Annotated in this window: 18 protein-coding genes; 8 read left to right on the forward strand and 10 right to left on the reverse strand. The window is 61.8% G+C overall.

Annotated elements, in window-relative coordinates:
- Positions 1-85: 85 nt before the first annotated feature.
- From ABIB42_RS11110 to ABIB42_RS11125, 4 genes are all read right to left on the reverse strand, one after another.
- Complete coding sequence (locus ABIB42_RS11110; RefSeq protein WP_429248336.1) at positions 86-1,969, reverse strand: diguanylate cyclase domain-containing protein; 1,884 nt, start codon at positions 1,967-1,969, stop codon at positions 86-88.
- A 468-nt stretch (positions 1,970-2,437) separates the two neighbouring features.
- On the reverse strand, positions 2,438-2,866 hold the full coding sequence (locus tag ABIB42_RS11115) for a hypothetical protein (RefSeq protein ID WP_429248337.1): 429 nt from the start codon (positions 2,864-2,866) through the stop codon (positions 2,438-2,440).
- A gap of 230 nt (positions 2,867-3,096) precedes the next feature.
- A complete protein-coding gene (locus tag ABIB42_RS11120; protein WP_429248338.1) occupies positions 3,097-4,056 on the reverse strand; it encodes a hypothetical protein in 960 nt (319 codons plus the stop codon).
- Positions 4,057-4,390: 334 nt separating this feature from the next.
- On the reverse strand, positions 4,391-4,777 hold the full coding sequence (locus ABIB42_RS11125) for a response regulator (protein WP_429248339.1): 387 nt from the start codon (positions 4,775-4,777) through the stop codon (positions 4,391-4,393).
- 292 nt (positions 4,778-5,069) lie between these two features.
- On the opposite strand from ABIB42_RS11125, the gene ABIB42_RS11130 reads away from it, so the two are divergent.
- On the forward strand, positions 5,070-6,215 hold the full coding sequence (locus tag ABIB42_RS11130) for a sensor histidine kinase (protein WP_429248340.1): 1,146 nt from the start codon (positions 5,070-5,072) through the stop codon (positions 6,213-6,215).
- A gap of 123 nt (positions 6,216-6,338) precedes the next feature.
- On the opposite strand, the gene ABIB42_RS11135 is transcribed toward ABIB42_RS11130, so the two are convergent.
- Positions 6,339-6,728: a response regulator gene (locus tag ABIB42_RS11135; protein ID WP_429248341.1), complete on the reverse strand. Its 390-nt coding sequence runs from the start codon at positions 6,726-6,728 to the stop codon at positions 6,339-6,341.
- A 345-nt stretch (positions 6,729-7,073) separates the two neighbouring features.
- Between ABIB42_RS11135 and ABIB42_RS11140 the strand changes: the two genes are divergently transcribed.
- Positions 7,074-8,180 (forward strand): sensor histidine kinase, encoded by a 1,107-nt coding sequence (locus tag ABIB42_RS11140; protein WP_429248342.1) that lies wholly within the window; start codon positions 7,074-7,076, stop codon positions 8,178-8,180.
- A 249-nt stretch (positions 8,181-8,429) separates the two neighbouring features.
- On the opposite strand, the gene ABIB42_RS11145 is transcribed toward ABIB42_RS11140, so the two are convergent.
- Positions 8,430-8,822 (reverse strand): response regulator, encoded by a 393-nt coding sequence (locus ABIB42_RS11145; protein WP_429248343.1) that lies wholly within the window; start codon positions 8,820-8,822, stop codon positions 8,430-8,432.
- A gap of 462 nt (positions 8,823-9,284) precedes the next feature.
- Between ABIB42_RS11145 and ABIB42_RS11150 the strand changes: the two genes are divergently transcribed.
- Together ABIB42_RS11150 and ABIB42_RS11155 are read left to right on the forward strand one after the other, a co-directional pair.
- Entirely contained in the window at positions 9,285-10,418 is a 1,134-nt protein-coding gene (locus tag ABIB42_RS11150; RefSeq protein WP_429248344.1) for a sensor histidine kinase, read from the forward strand.
- Positions 10,419-10,569: 151 nt separating this feature from the next.
- Positions 10,570-11,694 (forward strand): sensor histidine kinase, encoded by a 1,125-nt coding sequence (locus tag ABIB42_RS11155; protein WP_429248345.1) that lies wholly within the window; start codon positions 10,570-10,572, stop codon positions 11,692-11,694.
- A 146-nt stretch (positions 11,695-11,840) separates the two neighbouring features.
- On the opposite strand, the gene ABIB42_RS11160 is transcribed toward ABIB42_RS11155, so the two are convergent.
- From ABIB42_RS11160 to ABIB42_RS11170, 3 genes are all read right to left on the reverse strand, one after another.
- Complete coding sequence (locus ABIB42_RS11160; RefSeq protein ID WP_429248346.1) at positions 11,841-12,143, reverse strand: hypothetical protein; 303 nt, start codon at positions 12,141-12,143, stop codon at positions 11,841-11,843.
- Positions 12,140-13,120, reverse strand: a complete 981-nt coding sequence (locus ABIB42_RS11165; protein WP_429248347.1) for an ArdC family protein — start codon at positions 13,118-13,120, stop codon at positions 12,140-12,142. The genes ABIB42_RS11160 and ABIB42_RS11165 overlap by 4 nt, the downstream gene beginning before the upstream one ends.
- Before the next feature lie 541 nt (positions 13,121-13,661).
- Positions 13,662-15,500, reverse strand: a complete 1,839-nt coding sequence (locus tag ABIB42_RS11170; RefSeq protein ID WP_429248348.1) for a type IV secretion system DNA-binding domain-containing protein — start codon at positions 15,498-15,500, stop codon at positions 13,662-13,664.
- Positions 15,501-15,869: 369 nt separating this feature from the next.
- On the opposite strand from ABIB42_RS11170, the gene ABIB42_RS11175 reads away from it, so the two are divergent.
- The 3 genes from ABIB42_RS11175 to ABIB42_RS11185 all read left to right on the forward strand — a co-directional run bounded on the left by ABIB42_RS11175 (position 15,870) and on the right by ABIB42_RS11185 (position 17,402).
- Positions 15,870-16,430, forward strand: coding sequence for a hypothetical protein (locus tag ABIB42_RS11175; protein ID WP_429248349.1), 561 nt, complete (start codon positions 15,870-15,872; stop codon positions 16,428-16,430).
- Positions 16,431-16,492: 62 nt separating this feature from the next.
- Entirely contained in the window at positions 16,493-17,017 is a 525-nt protein-coding gene (locus ABIB42_RS11180; RefSeq protein ID WP_429248350.1) for a S24 family peptidase, read from the forward strand.
- Between the two features lie 136 nt (positions 17,018-17,153).
- Entirely contained in the window at positions 17,154-17,402 is a 249-nt protein-coding gene (locus tag ABIB42_RS11185) for a hypothetical protein (protein ID WP_429248351.1), read from the forward strand.
- A gap of 357 nt (positions 17,403-17,759) precedes the next feature.
- Here ABIB42_RS11185 and ABIB42_RS11190 read toward each other — a convergent pair whose 3' ends face one another.
- Positions 17,760-18,368: a helix-turn-helix transcriptional regulator gene (locus ABIB42_RS11190; protein WP_429248352.1), complete on the reverse strand. Its 609-nt coding sequence runs from the start codon at positions 18,366-18,368 to the stop codon at positions 17,760-17,762.
- A gap of 362 nt (positions 18,369-18,730) precedes the next feature.
- Here ABIB42_RS11190 and ABIB42_RS11195 point away from each other — a divergent pair, with 362 nt between their 5' ends.
- Positions 18,731-19,906: a hypothetical protein gene (locus ABIB42_RS11195; RefSeq protein ID WP_429248353.1), complete on the forward strand. Its 1,176-nt coding sequence runs from the start codon at positions 18,731-18,733 to the stop codon at positions 19,904-19,906.
- Positions 19,907-20,235 lie beyond the last annotated feature (329 nt).

A 20,235-nucleotide genomic window follows, 5' to 3' on the forward strand; every position in this document is an offset into this window, starting at 1 on the left:
GTGAATGCCAAACAACGACCATCCGAGCCAGGGCCCTCCGCCCCTCTCGACCCCTCATCATGCGCGGCGTCGCTCGCTCTCATGTTCAAGCCGCGAAGTCCGTCGCGAAACTGCCGCGGCCTGCGCGCTTCACTCGATACAGGGCCTCGTCGGCTCGCCTCATGATGGCGTCTGGATCGTCGCCCAGACCATGCGACATGGCGACGCCAACGCTCGTCGAGACCGATCGCCATCCGCCGGCGATGAAAAATGGCGCTCGCATCGCCTCGATGATCCTCGCGGCCAGCCGAGCCGCCTCGGGTTGGTCCGCGCCTTCCAGCACGATGACGAACTCGTCGCCGGCCAAGCGGGCCACCAAGTCGATTTCTCGCACCGTGGATTGAAGGCGCCGACCAAATTCGCGCAGCGCTTCGTCGCCACCCGCGTGCCCAAGCGAATCGTTGATCGACTTGAAGTGGTCGATGTCCAAGAATAGGCAAGCGATCTTCTTGTCGTCTCGCTGCGGCCTTGCCAGCGCCTCTTCCAGCCGCTCGTATAACTGGGTTCGATTGGGCAATCCAGTGAGCTCGTCGACGCGGGCTTTGGCGCGAAGGCGTTGCTGCGCCTCCTTCATGTCCGTGATGTCGATGCCCAGTGTGTAAAACCCAACGGTCGCGCCCGACTCGTCGAAATCCGGCGTGTATTCAAACTTGAACCAACGCTCCGACGGCCCGCTGCCAAGGGGCTGCTCAAAGCTCACACGCTTTCCCGCCAAAACTTGGCTGACTTGGTGGGCGATCGACTCGTAGGCCTCGCTCCCGATCACCGTCCACATTTCACGCCCCACCAATCGATCGGCGCTCGATCCAAACACCGTCTTGTAGTAGGAGTTGTGGAACACATATCGCTTGTCGGCGGCGATGTAAGCCACCAAGGCGGGAATACTGTCGGCGATCATGCGCGCGCGTTTTTCACCTCGGGCGTTCTCATCGCGCGCCGCGCGCAACGCTTCGTTGAGCCGCTGTTGATTCGCTTGGCTGTTTTCCAATCGCAGGAAGCTGCGCAACGCGAACCTGCCGCTGAACACCATCGCAAGGGCGATGACGGCCAGCGCGCCCAACGCCACCGAGACGTCGCGCGCGATGGTGCGCTTCCATGAATCCATGGCGATCCCCACCGCGACCACTAGGTCGCCGCCATTGACCGTCTGATACGAATAAACACGCCGCTGGCGATCGACTTGGCTGCGCCCTTCAAAACTGCCGCTGGGCGCGGACTTCCAGCGCCGATAAAGCTCGGAGGTCGAGAGATCGGACGCGAAAGAGCGCTCGAAGAGGGGGGCTCGCGCCACGACCTTTCCTCTTTCATGCAAGAGGGTGATGGAAAGCGACGGCTGGAACATCGCGTTGGAAAAAACGGCGGCGATCGCCGCGGCATCGACCGACGCGACCACCACACCCAGAAACACTCCCTCTTTGGAGGTCACGCTCCGGCTCATGAAGAACAGCGGCCGCTTGGACACGCGCCCCAACTCAGGCGAGCCCACATAGAGTCCGTTCCCATTGCTTCGCGCGTGGGCCATGAAGTAGGCGCGATCCGAGTAAGGCACGCCGGCAATTGGAAGCCCATTGGAGGCCGCGACCCCGACGCCGAGGGAGTCGACGAAATGAATCCAAAAATGCGCATCCGACATGCTCGCCGACAGCGCCAAGACCTGCCCGGCCTTCTTCGGATCTTTGAGAGCTTCGCGGTCGAGCGCAGCGAGTGACTCCGCGGCTCGCAGCAACGAGAGATCAATCACTCTCGAATCGCTTTCGACATGCGCCCGCATCGCCAGCGCGAAGCTTTTGGTCTGAGCGAAAGCGGCGTCGCGGTCAGCCTCAATTCCTGACGAAATCTTCCAGAACATCAGCGCCGCGAGCAAAGCGATCAGCAGCGCGAAACTCCAAAGCAGCCGGGCTCGAAAAATAGAATAAGAGGGTCTTGGCATTTATCACATCAGTCGCGCGCCGGCCTGAGCCAACAGTCTGCCGGCAAGGGGCGCGACGGCTTTCGCCAAGCGAGCTCTATGCGGAAGGCATGCGCAAGATTACCATGCGACAAATTTAGTTCGCTGGGAGAATTCAGCGAGTGGGCGAAAACGAGACACTTTTTTACATTTCGCTAACGCCTTCGGCACAAGCGCATAGTGCCCGATGGCCATGCGCGCCCGGTGTAGCCGAGGTCAACCTAGGCCACATCGACGATTGCATCGTCGATAAGCACCCCTTTGCATAGAGACTTCACGCGCATTTCCTCAGCCGTTTCCGACAGAGGGATCGTTCGCTCGAGGCCATCTGGTATGCGCGCCCGCACCATCGTCAAGGCGCGGCGCGATCGGGAAGTGACACATCGGCGCCCGATCCCGATGATGATGCCACCGCTTGGCGCCTCACGAGCGACAGATGGTTTGCGTGGACTACAACGTGTTGGTGCGATTTTTGACCGACCGCCGCGGAAGGGAATTCGCGGCCTTGCTCCCGCGAGCAATTTGGCTGGCCTCATGGAGCGCGAGAAGCTGCGCCGGGGCGGGAGCGAAGACTTCGTAAGCCATGTCCTCCCTTGGATTTCCCTGCGGCGAGCGGGCTCCGAACCGCGCCCCGAGAGAAACCAACCACTCGCCTTGGCTATCCTCGCGTCCGCTCGGGTAAAAGGAAACCTTTACTCTGAAGTCTCCGCTGTTAACCTGCCGTCGCATGGCGGCTGCGGAGGAGGAGATGCGCTTTTCGGTCTCGGCGCCGCAGTCCAAATAACTGACGCCGGCGAGCCTCTTGCAGCATGTGAACTCTTCACCGTGCTTGACCAGAAGAAGCGCGATGTCCTGATCACGCAGCGGAAAATCTTTCATCGCAGCCTCGCATCTTTACAAAAGGCGACCATGGCGGCGGTCGCATGCCCAAGTCTTATGACGACGAGCCCTCTCAGCATTTTCCGCCCCGTTTTTGGTCGAGCCGCGTGGGAGCGAGCTTGACCAAGCCTGCCTAACGTTGCGTCGCGCTGGCGACAGCGCAAGCGATTCGGCTCAATCGTTCGGCATGCCGGCGTCCAGAGCAAGCTTTCGATCACTCCGCAGGCCTGTCAAAGGGGACCGGAGCGCCGGTCGGTCAAAGCCCCCGTTTCGGCAAGCGACGATTCCAAATCGAATTTTGTTTTCAGCGAGTCGAGCCCGGCGTCGGTTAAGAACGGCGCCAGCCGAACATGCCAGCCCGGCCCAGGTCCAATTTCGCGGCGCACGAGCGCCATGAAGGAGTTCATCTCCGCCCCCTCGTCGTCCCATGTGAATTCACCGCGCTTCGAGACATAAGTCTTGTCGAACGGATTGCCGCCTTCGCGCAAACAGCAGATTGCGCCGTCAACACCATGGCCGCAACCAACATGCCGTTCGGCGACAAAGGAAGCCTCCCAATCCTTCTGCTTGGACAGCAGCGGATCGGTGAGCTGAGGCGGGTTCGTTGCGTCGCCATTGGCCTGAGCGCCGTGGAACTTCTCGACAAGCTCCCGCGCGCGCGCGTCGACTGAAAATCGGATCTTGAATCCGGTGACTCGGCGCTCGCCTTGCCAGATGGGACCAAAACTGAGCTTCCAGTGGCTCGCGCCGCCACGCCCCGTATCTTCGCATGTCGCATTCTCGATGCGGTTCCACTTCGACCCGATCAGTTTGGCGGCGGCTTTCGCGGTATCGAGCCCCCGCAGCTTTGTTCCCGGGTCCCCTGAAAGCAGAGTCGTCATCCCAGAAAACTCATAACCTCGCAGAGCCACAAACTCGACAAACGCGCGACTCCATCGACCGGGGCTCTCCGCCATCGCGGGAAGACCTTTGAGACCGCGCGACCGAGCCGCCTCTTCAATCATCTGCGAAACCGCGCTCGCTCCACGACTTTTCGCCAGATCGCGCAATAGCGTCGAGCCATCAATCCAAAAAGCCTCATAGTTCGCGTTGGCTTTCAGGGCGCCTCGCGCCGCCTCCGCGTCCCCCTCAATGATCGCCTTGGCCAGCGCCAAGGTGGCCAGCTCTTTCGCGCTTGCATTCTTTTTCATCCGACAGCTCTTGATCCTGGTGCATTTGAGAGCGCTCGCCGGTCTCGACAACGCGTGAGCAGTCGTCTGACCGGGCCGATCGGCAGCGGACGCTGCGTGGTCGAATCAAATGCTCAACGCATGCAAGCATACAGACGCGAGACCATGACAAACTATAAACCAAAAAAGGTTATATTTATACAGCGTAGGCTGCGGCTTTTTGATTGAGCGGCCGGCCGCAGCACGCCAAGCCATATCGGCGCTGCGAGACTGGACAAGGGATTCCCCGCACTCCGTCCCAAGTCATCGAATGGAACTGTGAAGCGCAGACTGGCGTTCGCCGCGATGCAAGACCTCAGTGAATGGAGGCGGTTCTCGCGGCCTCGCTTAATAGAAGCTCGGCGCGCGCCGGTTTGACAAGGTGGGCGTCGAATCCTTTGGCCGCCGACCACTCGCGGGCCTTGGCGCTTCCCCACGCGGTGAGGGCCACGATGCGAGTCCTCGGAAAACGGCCGGACCGGCGCAGCGCCGACGCGACCTGATATCCGTCCATGCCCGGCATGCCGATGTCCAGAAACACCACCTCAGGGTCGAGACGTTCGGCGGCCGCCAGCGCCTCCACGCCGCTGCACGCGAAGACCACTTCGTGGCCTTGCAGCGCGAGCAGTTGAGCGACGAGCTCCGCCGCGTCTGCGTTGTCGTCGACGACTAAAATGCGGCGAGAAGGACTTTGTTGGCCCATGGTTCACCTCTACTGGATCGGGCATCGCGGCTTATTCAGGCGCGGCCTGGATTCCATTATGCCTCAACCCCTAGGCGCGCACCGGCCATCCGCCTTCAATCGAACCGCGACCGAACAAGCGAGTCGTTTATGCGGCCTTCGCGCCACATGTTCGGTGCGACCAAGATCGCCAAGGAGTAGAATTGCGCCCTCAACTAAGAGCGCGCAACAGCCGCAAGCCCACTCCCGAGTTGTTTATCAAGCGACAATGCGCGCCGCGGACGCGCCGCAACCACCCTCTTCCTGAATGAACATGAACTTGGCCACTGATCAAAATCTCGACGACGACGGCTTGTCCGAGACCGCTCGAAAATTTGTCGAGATGCGAGATTCGACCATCGCTCGTTGGGAGCGCGAAATTCGCTCGCGCATCGATGGCGCCGACGAGCTTCGCAGCCCCGTGCTGACCAACACGATCCCGGCCTTTTTCGACAACATCGCCGAGGCACTCAGCCCAAGCCACAACCGGCGCGACGCGACGAGCCACACCAACGCGGCGGCGGTCCATGGCGGGGAACGCGCTCGCATGACGTCGTTTAGCCCTGACCAAGTGATCCACGAGTATCAGATTTTGCGCGAGTCGATCGCGGCGGAGGCTTTGGGCAAGGTCGACTTGACGGCGCGCGACTGGGCGATCATCGACCGCTCGATCAACCGCGCGGTGCGCGAGGCAGTGCGCGAGTTCGTCTCGATTCAAGACGACCTGCGCCGCAAGCTCGCCGCGGCCCTCTCCCATGACATGCGCACGCCGCTTGCCGTGATCCTCAATGGCGCCGAGGTCGTGCAGATGGCGCCGGACTTGGGCATGGCCCAACGCGTTGCGGCGAAGATCTCGAACAACGCCATCCGGCTCAAAGACATGATGGAAGAGCTGCTCGACGCCCTGACTTCGAAAGGCGGCGACCAACTCCCGATGACCCTCTCGTCGTTCGACATCGTCGACTTGGTCGACGACGTCGCGGTCTCGTATGGACAGCCTGGCGACGTGGACATTGAGACTTCGTTGGAGCCTGTTCAAGGTTTCTGGTGCCGCGGGTCGATGCGCCGGGCTTTGGAGAACCTCATCAACAACGCATCGAAATATGGCGACGGCTCCAAGGTGACCGTCGCGGCTACGCAGACCCGCGGACGGCTGATGCTTTCCGTGCGCAACACTGGCGAGCCGATTCCCAAAGAACGGCAAGGCGCGATTTTCGATTATTTGACTCGCGAACACGCGGATTCCACGGTGGGTTGGGGAGTGGGCCTCCCCTTCGTCAAACGCGTCGCCGAGAGCCATGGCGGCAGCGTGGCGGTGGACAGCTCGCTTGAAACCGGCACCACCTTCCTGATCGACATTCCAGTCGACTGCCGTCCTTACGTCGCTCCCTTCAACAGCTCGGCCGATCGCCCTGGCTGACGCGCGCGTTCACTGATGGCTGCGCACGCGCGGCCCGCCTCGCCGGCTTGGCGCTCCCTAGTCAGCAGCATCCCCATGCGCCGATGAGGCAAAATGCTGGGCTGCCCCCGCCCCCCAATCCTCTCACTCCGAAGGGCGTCCCAGGGCGGCTTCGCTGAGCAGCCGGTCAAGCTTGGCCGGCTTCACCAAATGGGCGTCGAAGCCACAAGCGATGACTCGCGCGCGCGACTCGTCGTCGCCCCACGCCGTCAGCGCAACGATTCGCGCGGCGCTCAGCGAGGGATCGCGCCTCAGCTCCATCGCCACCTGGTAGCCATCCATGCCGGGCATTCCGATGTCCAAAAACACCACGTCCGGCAAAAATACAATGGCTGCGGCCACACCCTCGCGGCCGCCATGCGCCACCTCCACCACATGCCCTTCCATCGACATGATCGCGCCGACCAGCTCCGCCGCGTCCGCGTTGTCGTCGACGACCAAAATGCGTCGACCATTCAATGGCTGTTGCGTCAACAAGTCTCCCGCGAGCGTTATTTGTGAAATTTCAAAAAAACATCACTTCACACTATATCATTCGTGGAAATATACTTCTTTTTAATTTTGGCTTGATCCGTGGCGCGAATCCGACAACAGTGGCGACGGATCGTTCACTTCTGCCGGACTGGCTCGAACGAAATAATTGTCGAAATGAGATCGCATTTCCTCCATTCGTATTAAGATGGAAGCAAATTTAGAGCGCCACCAAAGTCACATGCGAACTGGGCGCGCCAAGCGCCGTTCGCGGAAGTCTCTTAAACGTTTCAAGCATAAATTCTCTCGGGTAAGTCGCAGTCCTCATCCAACCGGATTGGAATCGCCATGCCGCTTGAACCACGCTTCGTTGCGATGGCGCTTTCGCCAAACGGGGAGAAACTCCTGGCCCACGGCGAAGAAATAGCGTCCAAATGGGAGCTGGTGGCCAGATCGCGCATCCTCGGCGCCGACGTCTTGTCCACCCAATCCCTGACCTTGATGCTGCCAGCTCTGCTCGTCGACATCGCCGAAGCCTTGACGCCTGATTTTTCCAAACCATTTCGAGACCGCGCCGACATCGCGGTCTACCATGGCGCGGAGCGAGCCCGATGCGCCGACTATGGCCCGGAGCAAATTGCCCAGGAATTCCAGTTCGCGCGCGAAACGATCAGCGAATTCGCTGCCACCCACCTCGATTTGACGGCGGAGGATCATGTGGCCATCGACCATCTGATCGACTTGGCCATGTGCGATTCACTTCACGCGTTCGCCTCCACCCAAGAAGAACTGCGGCGCAAGCTGGCGGCCTCGATCTCGCACGACATGCGCACCCCGTTGGCGGTGGTGCTTAGCGGCGCCCAGCTGGTCCAACGCTCCGGGGAGCCCGGCCAAGCCAGACACTGGGCTCAAAAGATCGCGGCCAACGCCGACCGGTTGAAAGAGATGGTGGCGGAGCTTCTCGACGCCCTCACCTTCGCGCATGGCGACAAGCTGCCTTTGGAGCTGTCGAGCTTCGACATGGCCGATCTGGTCAAAGAAGTTTGCGGGGAGTATCGGCAAATGAGCGGCACCCGCGTTCGGACGCGCTGCGAGGCGACCTTGGGAACTTGGTGCCGCAAGTCCATGCGGCGAGCGTTGGAGAACCTGGTCAACAACGCGGTCAAATACGGCGACGGCCAAGCCGTGGACATCGTGGCCACTCGCCGGGCGGACCGGCTGCTCTTGTCGGTTCACAACAGCGGAGCGTCCATTCCCATCGAACAGCAAAGCCGAATCTTCGAATATTTCACGCGGGACGTGACCGCGGCGGCGTCCGTCGGCTGGGGGTTGGGGCTTCCGTTGGTCAAGCGCGTGGCCGAGAGCCATGGCGGCAGCGTCAAGGTCGAGAGCTCGGAGGCGGATGGCACCACGTTCATCATGAACGTGCCAATCGATTGCTCGCCCCGCGCTTAAGTCATCGATCCGAACAGCCGCAGCGCAATCGTGATGGCGGCTGACTTGCATTCGCGCCGAGGGTCCGATGACGGCACCAAGCTGCGCGCGCAGCCGTCGAAACTACGCGGCATTGCACAGGCGACGTTTATGCTGGAATAAAGTGGGAAGTCTAGACTAGGCGAGAGCCCGTTGGGCCAAGTTAAAACTTGAAGCCGCCGCTCGTCGAGAGGGAAGGAAACCTGCGCATTGGATCAGCACAGCGCTAAATCACGCGGTAGCCAATCCAACGCTAAGCGAAGGGCGGCGCACGGCATCAACCAGTGACGCCAAAGGGGCGGGCTTGGTCAAATGAAGATCGAATCCGGCCAAGCGTGTGCGCTCTCTCGACTCGTCGTCGCCCCACGCGGTCAACGCCACCAATTTGACTTTGACGAACGCAGCTTCTCGTCGCAGCGCTGCAGCCACGGCGCAGCCGTCCATCAGAGGCATGCCGACATCCAGGACAATGACTGCTGGCGTCAGTTTTTTGGCCATCTCCAAGCCTTCGAGGCCGCCGTATGCGACGACGACATCGATGCCATGCATTCTGAGCACTTCCGCAGTCATGTCCGCCGCGTCCATGTTGTCGTCGACCACCAAAACCAGTGAGCTTGATCCCATTGCGCCTCCCGCGTCTCGGCCGCTCGTGTCACATCCGCTCGGTCGTTGGCTTGATCCATTGATTTGAGCCGATTGTAAAGCGTAGCGCTGATGTTGACGATGTCTAAAAAACATTTCTAAGCAAAGGAAGTTTTCGTCCTACATGGAAGGAGTAACGCTTCCTACATTCGCGACAATCAGCGGCGTTATCATAAATGCACTTTATCAATTTTAAAGCCACTCAGCCTGGGTTGGAATCGATAATTCGGAGCACTTTGCGATTCAGCCAAGATTGACTTTTAGCCTATACTGCACGATCGGACAAGGCTGAGCGCGCGGACCAGCTCTTGCCAATGACGACACACAAATTCGAGCCTGCCACTGGCTGCCTGGGCCGGCGTCGAACACGGGCGAGGTCGCGAGGACTCGGGCTTAAAAATTCCGGCGCCAAAGGCGTCAAAGCAGGACGGACAAGGACAACGCGTGACGCTCGCCACCGATCAACTATCAGATGGTTCTCATCTTTCAGCGAAGGCTCGGCAGTTTTTGGCCTTGCGAGAAGACGTGATCGACCATTGGGAGCGCTCCGCCAGGGCGAAGATCGAGAGCGCGCATGCGGTCGCGAGCCCAGTGCTGACCGACACGCTGCCAGCGTTTTACGACAACATCGCCCAAGCCCTCAGCCCCGAGCATCCGCGCGAAGACGCGACCAGCGACAACAACACCGCGTCCGCTCATGGCGAAGAGCGAGCTCGAATGACCAACTTTCGGGTCGACGAAGTGGCGCAGGAATATCAACTGCTTCGCTTGTCGATCGCCGCGACCGCGTCGGGTCGCGTCGAGCTCGACGGCGACGACTGGGCGATCATCGACCGTTCGCTGGGAGCCGCCAGCTTGGAAGCGATGCGAGCGTTCATGGCGCTGAGCGAGCGAATGAGGGCCAGATCGGCGGCCATGCTCACTCACGACATGCGCACGCCGCTGGCGGTGATCTCGAACGCGGCCGAGCTGATCGGCGTTTCGCGCGACATCGAGCGGACCAAAACGTTCGCCGCGAAAATCTCGACCAACGCTCGACGTCTCAACGCGATGATGGCTGAGTTGATCACCACCATGACGTCGCGCCGGGCAGTTGGGAGCGCGCTTGAACTCTCCGAGTTCGACATGCTTTCCCTGGTCAAGGAGACGCTTGATCAATACACCATGTTTGGCGGCGGAGAGATTTTGATGGACTGCGCCGGCGAGTCGGTCGTCGGCTTCTGGTGCCGAGATTCTATGCGACGCGCCTTGGAGAATCTGGTCAACAACGCGATCAAATATGGCGACGGCGGCTCGATCAAGATCAAGACACGCCAAAGCCGAGGCCGGCTGATGCTCAGCGTGAGCAATTGGGGCAATCCCATTCCGAAAGAACAACAGCAGGGCATTTTCGACTACCTCAAGCGCGAGAGCAACGGGGCGCGAGCGCCGGGTTGGGGAATCGGGCTGCCGTTTGTGAAAAGCACGGCAGAAGACCATGGTGGCGTCGTCGCCATCGACAGCTCTTCCAAAGCCGGGACGACCTTTCTCATCAACATCCCCGTCGATTGCCGCCCTTACGTCGACGCTGGCGCCTGAACCGGGAAGCTCCGCGCAAATCCGTCGCGGGCATTTCGCGCCCGATTTCGCGGTGCTACAATTGGACGGATTGGCGCTTGGCCTCGCTAGCTGGCCGCGCTGTTCCTTGCCGAGCGCGTCGTCGCGTGGGCAACAACGAAACCCGCCAGACTTGACCAAGAAAACTTCCTCTCCCGACGTCGGCCGAGAGCTGATCATTTCTCAGTTTGCCTCGCTTCAAAGCGAGGTGATTGGGCATTGGGAGCGCGAAGTTCGGGCGCGCGTCGATAGCGCGGACACCCTGCGTCGCTCGGCGCTCACTCAGGGCATGACGGCGCTTTACGACGAGGTGATCGCGGCCGTTGGCGATCGCTCAAACTCCGCCCAAACCCATGACGGCGCCATCTCCCATGGCGTCGAGCGCGCGCGCAACACCTCCTTCGGACCTGATCACATCGTCCATGAGTATCAAATCTTTCGGGAGTCCATGTTGGTCGTCGCCGAAGGACGAATGGAGATTAGTTTGGGCGAATGGCGCAAGGTCGACAGCGCCATCGACAACGCCATGAGGAGCGCGCTGCGAGCTTTCCTAGGCGTTCAGGAGCAGGCGCGGCGCAAGGTGGCGGCCGAGCTCTCCCACGACATGCGCACTCCTCTGTCCGTCATCGCCAACGGATCGCAGCTGATCTCCGTCACACCCAGTTTGGACATCGCCAAGTCGTCAGCGTCGAAAATCCAGCGCAACGCCCAGCGGCTGACCGAAATGATTGGCGAGTTGGTCAACGCGTTGACCTTTCAAGGCGACGCGACCATCTCATTGCATCCAACCCATTTCGACGCGATGGACCTTCTGCGCGAAGTTTGCGATCAATACGCGCAAGCCAATTCGGCTTCGGAATTTGAAGCCGAGGGAGATCGCGTGAGCGGGCACTGGTGCCGCGAGGCCCTGCGTCGCGTTTTGGAGAATCTGGTCAACAACGCTTTGAAATACGGGGACGGGGGACTGGTGAAGATGGCCGTCCGCCAAAACCGCAATCGCTTGATCCTCAGCGTCAACAATGCGGGCGCGCCCATCGCCCAGGAGCAGCGAGAACGCATCTTCGATTACCTGCGGCGAGACAACAATGTCTCCGCGGTGCCAGGCTGGGGGATCGGTTTGCAGTTCGTGAAAGCGGTCGCCGAGGCCCATGGCGGAGATGTCTCCATCGACAGCTCGCTTGATCGGGGCACGACGTTTTTCCTTCAACTTCCACTCGACAGCAGGCCATTTATTGACGAGGCGGGCGGTCAAGTTTAGTCGCGCCCCGATGCTGCAAACGAACCGCCACTGTTAAAGGCGTCGGCGCTACGAGTCCTGACGACGCCAACTGCTCAGGCCCCCACCGCCAGCGACGATCCCTATGCGAAAGCCACCTTGAGGGTGGCTTTTCGACGCGTGCGCGGCTAACAGGCGCGCAGAAAAATAGGTGGAGAAGCCGAGATCTTGCTGCCTTCGATGTTGTAACTGAAAAACTCCTCGGCGCCCTCCTCGTCCATGCCGTCGCGGCGCATCAGCCGCCGAATGACCGCGCCATGATCATAGACCACGCGCGTATCGCCCTCGATCTCAGCCAAGCCCAAGATGGCGTCATCGTGCCCGTCGATGAACACGAGAGGATCGCCATCGACAGAGTCCTGGCAACGCTGCCGACGACAGGCGCATGAACCCAGCAAGTCGCCACACTTTCCGCATTTCGCCTTCATCATGCGCTCCTCGCGTTGTCGTATTCTTCAATCCATTCTTGGTGCTGCCCGATCGCCGATCGCTGTTTTTCCAGTTCGAGCATGTAACCAGCCATATATTCGGCATCCCTCGCGGCTGAGAAAATGGCCATGGGATCTGCGGCCGCGACTTTCAACCAGCTTTTGAGGTAAGCAGCGTGGTTGTCGATGTGCGCCTGAGACACCGGCACGCCCGTCTCCGCCGCGAGGATGGCCGAGCAGATTTCCGCGCGCAGCTCCTCGACCGCATAAGCCTCGTCGCCCCACTTTTTCGACAGCGCCTCCTTGCGGTCCAGGCGCTTCGCGTGGAGGGTGCTGTGGGCTCCTTCATGCATGGCGGTCGCGTAGTAGTCGTAGACGCTGTTGAACTTCTTCTTCGGAGGCAGCCGGATCTCGTCGAGATCAGGGATGTAGCATGCCTGCGCGCCTTTGTGGACGACAATCAGTCCGGTTTTCTCTTGCAGGGCCGATATCACCGAGTCAGCACGTGCGACGGGGTCGAAGTCCAGCGGCGCCGGCGCTTCGAGCTCCGGAACCCCATCGATCTGCTGAGCATTGAACACGGTGTAGCGCCTGAGCGCGAACGCTCGACGCTGCCCGCCCGCCTCTTGCCCTTGCTCGGCATCGCCGCCGGCCTGCCCTGCCTCGTGGGGACTGAGCTCCACGAGTTTGACGATCGCCGTTCCTTTCTCGCCGCGGCGCACTTGCCACTTGTTCGCCTGCGCTTGTTGGTAAGTCATCCAGCGCGGATCGTCCCGCCCGGACATGGCGAGAAGCAGCCGATTGATGCCCCGGTAGCCGTTGCCCGATGTGGGGTTCGTGGGACGCAAGGCTTGGGCATTCCAAGGCTTCTGCCAGGGCGTATCGCCTCGCTCCATGGCTTCGATCAATGAGCGCACGATCTCTGATTTGATATCGACGCGCGCTGCGAAGGTTTCGCTTGCCACTGCCGGGGCGCTCATCGCGCGCCTCGCTGGATCGAGTTACCATTTGTATTGCCCCCAGACGTCGGGGCTGGTGGAGGCGAAGCTTGGCTGGGCGCGCCGCCACCGCCATCATCCTCGCGCAGCTTCGCGAAAAGCGCGGACTCGCTTAGTGCAATCCAATCAGCATCCGAAAAAATGGTTCCGCCATCCAACCGGGACACTCGCCGTTCTTGGGCGCTCCGAGTCCACAGGGTCCTGAGCCGCGCGAGAATCGCGGAGAGTTTCCTGTTGCCGATGTCTTCATCGAGCGCTTCTTGGGGTGTTTGGCGCCGAAGCGGCTCCTTGTCGGAGCTGTCCGCCGCAAACAGAGGATGCAGATCATCGCATCCGCAATTCGTCGAACGTCCACACCTCGTGCATCTCTGTTTCTTTTCCATGCGCATCTCCGGTTGATGCGCCCCCATTTGGGCGCTTCGCGGAATGCTGGCCGTCGTCATCCTGCGGCGGGGAGCCCGACAAACGGCGCGTAGGGCGCGCGCCGTCGGAGATCCATGAAGGCCGGCGACGCGCATGGAAGTCAGTGGGTGTCGACGTTGGCCAGCAACGCTTCGATCTCCGCGAGGCTGGGCATGGAGCCCATAGCTCCGTCTTGTCGATGCGGCTCCTCATCCAGCTCGTCGACAAGGTCAAGCAGATCCGCCAGCTCGGCCGCTTGCTCGACGGATAGCGCGTCGCCTCCAATCACGGACAGCTCGCTCGCGTCGCTCGATAGGACCGCGCCAACCGAGGCGCCTGCGACGGGCTCGGCGTCGGCAAACGAGGCCGCTTTGCCAGGCCCTTCCCGGTCTAGGACGGAGACGTCCGGCGACTGGACATCATCGCAGACAAAGCGGCGCGTCCACGGCGCCGGAACGTGAGCGCGCCGAGCGTTGTCCATGTCGAAGCGCGGCCAGAACAACTCGTAGGCGTTCCCCGCGACACAAAGGGCCAACCGCACGCCCCGCCCGTCCGCGGTCAGACCCAGACGGGAGGCCAGCTCCGAGGGCTTGTATAGGACGAGCTCGTCGCGCGAGAATGAGAGCGTTGTCGAGCGGCCCGATCCGGCCCCGACCGACGCCGACACGTTCGCTCGCTCCACTTCGCGAGTGCCCAACGCCTTGCAAAGATGTTCGGACGTTTCGCCTGGCATCATCTGGCCCAACAAGATCGAACCCGCCATCGACACGATGGCCTTCACCGTCTTGTCCCCATGGATCTCTTCAAGCTGGCCGAGGTCTTGGCAAGCGATCACGCAGCGGACGCCGCGAGAGCGCCCGACATCGAACAATGGCCGAAGCGGGATCTTCCCCATCTGGGCCGACTCGTCGGCGATAAACCAAATTTTACGACGGGGATCGTCGTCCATCTCGACGCTGTTGACGATCGCGGCCACCACGCCAACGATCCCCTCCAAACAACTTTTAGCCAAGTCCGGATACGCCCCGTGCCCCTGCAAAATAATCTGCTTTCGCTTGTCTCGCCCATGCGTCCACTCCACAAAGCTGACCCTACGCTCTTTGGGAACTTCACCCCAAGCCTGCGCCAAGTCCCGCACCGGCGACATGAACGACGCGAGGTTGATCAGGATGCCTTGCGTCGTCACCGAAGCGCGCTCCACGGCGCGGACAGCTTCCGGATGGTGCTCCTCCATCATCGGCAAAATATCGGTCTGCGGCGCCGACGCGATCTCGTCGAGCTCTTTCCAGCCCCAGTCGTTGCGGCGGGTGGCTTTCAGGTAGACCATGAACCCCACGAGAAGCTGGCGCGCGGCATTGGACCACATCGGGTCTTGCGCCTCCCGCACAAAGGCTGCCGCGAGCCGGCGCATGTCGCCGATGTTGCGCATGTCCTTCGCCACGTCCCACGCGACCGAGCGCGCGTCCCAAGGCGCCAAGATGGCGGGCCGGCCAAACCCCTTCGTGAATTCGCCTTTGGGGTCGAAGATCAGCGCGCGCTCGTTCGCGTTGATGACCTTCGCGATCAGCGGCTTCAACGCGGTCGATTTTCCACTGCCCACGCCTCCGACGACCAGCATGTGCCGGGTCCACATGTCGGCCGGATAGGGGACGTTTGGTGCGACGTCGTGGTCCGGGCGAGCAGCGGCGCGCTTGGACAGCATCTTGCGCAGCTCGCTCTTGGCCGCCTCGCCCTCGAGCCTGCTCGGCCCGCGAAGCACGGTCAACCCGTCGCGGGGCCGCAGCATCCTCGGGGCCAGCAACGCCGCGGGAAGGCAAGCGGCCAGCGCCGCGGCGCAGGCCCGCCATTGCAGCGCGAATTTGGCCGAAGGGCCGAGCCCCGCCAAACCTGAGGCGTAGTCCGTAGCTTCTCGCGCGAACGCTGGCGCGAAGGCTTGATGGATCGCCCAGCGCATCGCCATCCCCGCATGCTCCCGAAGTCCCCCGATGGGCGCATCGAGCCCTGGCCACGGCCGCCACGAGAGCGCCAGGACCGCCACTCCCGACACCACCCCCAACGCGACCCCGGCAAACGCCCACGATGACACGCCCACGCGCTTTGTCGTTGGCGCCACCAGCGGCATCGCTCCTAGGTCGCGCCATGTCTTGTCTCTTCGCTCCATCGCCTCCCCCCCTTGCGCGGGAAATGCAGGCGAGACCTTTCAAGCGCCATCGCATTCGCTTTGCTCCGACGGCCGGCGTTTCGCCCCTTCGGTCGGGCCGCCGGGCCGCGGCGGCGTCTGAACCGCCATCTGAGCAAAGCCCACATCACATCAACTTTGGAATGCACAATGACCCAACACGCCACGCCGCAGGACATCATGGACGCCTTCGCCAATCTCTCCGATCGGGAGCGGCGCGTCATCCATGCGATCGCCCGCAAGCATCTGGGCGGCACCCGCTTTTCCGAGCCGCTCGACCTGGTCCACGAAGCGCTTTATCTCGCGGTCGAGGGCCGGCGCAACTGGCCTTTGGGTTTGGACTTCGCGATCTTTCTCGCGATGACGATGCGCAGCGTCGCCTATGCCGACCGCACCCTCAGCGAGAACGCGATGGCCATCAGGGCGCCGGTTGAAGATATTTTGGAATGGACGACTGGGGACCATGCCTCGCACGCTTCTGCCGAAGACTGCGCCGCGCAGGCGCAGGACTTCAAGATCGCTTGGGGCAAAGTGGCGTCGGCGCGGGGACGCTTGGCCGAGCGCGATCCGATCGCCGCGCGCGTGCTCGATGGCTTCGTGGCTGAAGCGCCGGCCGCGGAGCTGCGCCGAGAGCTCGGGCTGTGCGCGGCCCAGTTGGACGCCGCGAGAAAAAGGGTCTTGCGCGCGCTGCGGAATACAGCGAGACTTTGACGCCGACGGGGCGTTCAAAAAGGCGCAGCCTTCGCTACCGCCGGCGCTCGGAGCCTGCGCCCATGAAAAACAAAGCGAAGCGAAACCGCGAACGTCAATCCGGCTGCGCTCAGCCCCTCCCGGTGGAGGAGTTCGCACGTTTGGTCGAAGGGCTCGGCGCCGCCGATATCGAGTGGGCATGCGCGCAAGATGGAGCGAGCCCGGGTTGCGCGCCTCCGGCTTGGGCTGAGAGTCGAACGCTGGACGTCCGCAAAGAGCGAGCAGCCAAGGCGGGCGCCCCCGATGCTTGGCCATCGGCGACTCGATCGGAATGGGAAGAAACCACGGCGCGCCGGATCGTCGCTCGCGGCGACGACCTCGCCGCCATCGAAATCCGAGACGGCGATCAATTTGATATTGACGGCGACATCGAGCCCCTCGAAGGCGACCTGGTCGTCGCCGAGGGTCCTCGCGGGAGGTTGCTACGCAAGCTGCGAATCGTTGGCGGCGCGTGGCTGCTTTGCTCTGGCAATCCTGAACGACCTGCCATCCCATTGGATGATGGGCTTCGGGTGCTCGGCGTCGCGCTCAAAGCCGCGTTCCGCTGATCGCCGTTTGCGATCGCGAATCGTCGCGCTGAGGGCGGAGCGATTCCCTTCAAACATGCGTTCGCCCGCAAGAGGGTTGCGAATTTCCGCACGCCATGGCAAGAACAGGTTCTGTCCTCACCACTTGGAGCCCACCATGTTCCCCCTCGCAAAATCGTCAGCCGAACAGATCAACGACATCATGGTCTTCGCAGGCAACCTTCGAGTCGCCTGCGAGTTGTGCGCCCGAGTGGAGCGAACCGACGAGATCGCCAACATGCACAAGATCTTCGAACGTCAAATGGTGGCGGCCCTGCGAGCTGCTGCGGACATGCTCTCAGATTTGGAGCGCTCGGGAAAAACCGGCGAAAAACTTCAAAGTAGCGATCCGATCCCAGCTTCCTGAGCAAGCTCGTTCAGCCTGCGCGCGTCTGCTCCGTCCACCCCACTGCTTTGCATGCGATTAGCCTCAGTGGACAGATTCTGTTTGATTGCGGCTTGCTGGTTGGGAGTCAACTGAACCAAGATCGCTTTGAGGATCATAGCGAGGATTTTGGCATCCGGGGACTGGGGGTTTGGGGCAGACAACATTTTATTGCCTTTCTTTGTTAGGCGACGGATCGTCGATCCCGATACTCTAGCACGCGAAAGTCACCCATCGATCGCGGGCGCATATATGTCACTAGTGGGGACTCGAAATTGCGTTTGACGGGGCAGCTCCCAGCAAAAAAATGGCGGCCACCGGGCCGCCTTCCTCATGTTTTCATGGACGCCGGCTCCGCCTGCGCTTGCGGGGTTCGATCCCCATCGAACGCATGGCATCGTCCGCCGCTTTGTCGACCGCTGCGTTCACCTCCTCCCGCGACAGCGCCCGACCCTCGCTGCCCTCGTCCCCCTCTTCGTCCCTGACCGTCTCGCTCCGAGGTTTGGAGCCAAAGGCAGGCACGACGCCCCTTCCCGAGCAGTGCCACTCCACCAGGTCGTCGATGAAGATCTTGGGCGCTGCGTTGAACATTCGGTAGGGAAGGAAAAATCGGCCGGCCCGCATGTGCCCGTAGATCGCCGACGGTGACAGTCCCAAAATCGTCGCGAGCTGGCTGACTCCGATGTATTCCGAATCCAGCTTGTATTGAGCGATCAGCTTAGCGCGATAGCGATCCCGTTGCGCCATGCCCGCCAGGTTTGGCGTTTCGGACGGATTCGGAGCAGGCGAAGCATCCGCTACGTGTCCGGCTTCCGGGCCCCTCTCCTGCGGATCTCCTGCCAGTCCCTGCTCCTGGTCCTGGGCCTTGCCCTGGGGCTGGCCCACGGGATGGCCGTTATCCAATCGGCGCCTAGCGCGCAGCTTTTCCACATCGAATTCGTGATCCATCCTCAGCCTCCTCGCGATCGCCGCCCATGCGGCGCGCCGGCGTTTGCTCGGCCGGACATGCGCGTCGCCATCGCGAGACTGTCTTGCGGCATCGAATTGGACGCGCGGGCGACCACTGGCCGCATGTCGGAGGGTTTAGAAAATTTCGGCCCAAAAGCCGCGCTGGGGAGCTTTTACCGAGCGAGGCTAGGTCAACGGCGCGACGGAGTGGGTCCAGGGCGCGCCGTTTTTCCTGAGCGCTTTCAGGAGATTTGAGAATCGCGACGACGGCTATTGACAAACCGCTTGGCGCTTGAGAAGGGTTAACCCGCCCGAATGCGTAAACCATCGTTTACGCATTCATCGATTGCCAGGAGAACGCGATGGAAACTTCTCAAGCCGTCCCCGACGACGACCCGCATGGCTGGCCGAGTGTCTACGAGCCCGACCCTATGCCTGCGGCGCAAGCGCCCGCGAAACCAGCGGTTGGCGCGCCCACAACCCAACGAACCCTGGAAACGTCCCCCTGGGGGCGAGACAACTTGCATGTCCTAGGAGACGACGAGGATTGGTCCGCGGGCGCCAACGCGTCTTTCAAAGCACCCAAGGAGGCCGAAGCCAGCGACGCACTCGCGGCGAGAGGACTGGGCCTGGGCGACTCGGCCGGCAAACACGCCTATGGCAAAATCGCCTCGCCCGCCGCGCCAACGATGTCCAAAATTTTGCCTCACGCGGACCACGAGGACATGTTCCCCGCATTCATGTCGAGAAGCGCCCTTTTCGGGGCCTTGCGGCCCAACCTTGGGGATGCCTACGCGGGACCGCTCAAAGCGGCCGGAGACGTCTCCCTGACGTTCGAGGGCCCCCGACTTTCGATGGCGGACAAACGCGTCTGGGAGGCCTTGATCCGGATCGCCAAGCGAGACCGGATCGACGCATCGGAACCTTTCGACGCCCGCCTTTCGGAAGTGGCGCGGTTGGCGGGTTACGGTCAAGGCCAATCCCGACCGGCCTGGGCCTCGATCGAACGGCTTGCGCGCTCGAAGCTCGACGCGACGGTTTACGGCGCGAAGGCCAACGGCTGGCTGGTGATGTCCAGCGAGCGACGCGGGCGAATCGCAAGGGTCCGATTCGATCCGGCGTTCATCCGACCCGCCCTGTCCCTGACGATGCAAGCGTCGATGGCCGGCGCGGTGGGCGATGGCCCGCGCTCGTTGCTCGGGCAATGGCTGCGCGACTACCTGTCCACCCACAAGCCTCCCGCCAGGCCGCTCACCTTGGACTACCTGCGCGAGCTGAGCGGCTACGTCTCGAAGCCCAAACATTTTGTGGCGGCGCTCGAAGCCGCGATGGGCGAGCTGGCGTCCGTCCGCCCCGACCTGGTCGCGTCTTGGTCGATCGACAAGGGCGAAGCTGTGGGCAACGCGAGCGATCGTTGGACCCTGCTTGCGATCCGCGGTCCCGCGATGCCCGTGGTGAAGCACCCGCCCAAAGCGGCCCCGGCCGAGGCGCCTGCAGCCACGACTGCGACGAAACGACGGGGCGGTCCAAGCCTGTGATTTCAGGTCGTCTTGGCCGGCAATGCTCGCGCTTATGCTTATTTAAGATCTAGCATTTTGCGAGATCGATACGTAACCTTATGAAAGCCTTCCTCGACGAGGATGGGCCGCCCAAACACGCATACCCGATTATTCATTTGCTCCAACCCGCGTTGAGTTGACCGACTTTCCTATGAAGTCGTCGTTTTCGTCCGATCGGCCGATCAAGTCGAAATTGCCAGCGCTTCACTACGAAGTGTCGACGGGTCGGCAATCCAAACGCCGAGGCATGAAAGCGAACGTTCAAATGTCTGAACAAAGACTCCAGGACAGCATCCCGCTCGCCTGTT

Origin of the sequence: Massilia sp. UYP32 (genome assembly GCF_050434365.1) — a bacterium.
In the GTDB taxonomy this organism is placed as follows: Bacteria; Pseudomonadota; Gammaproteobacteria; order Burkholderiales; family Burkholderiaceae_D; genus Telluria; species Telluria timonae.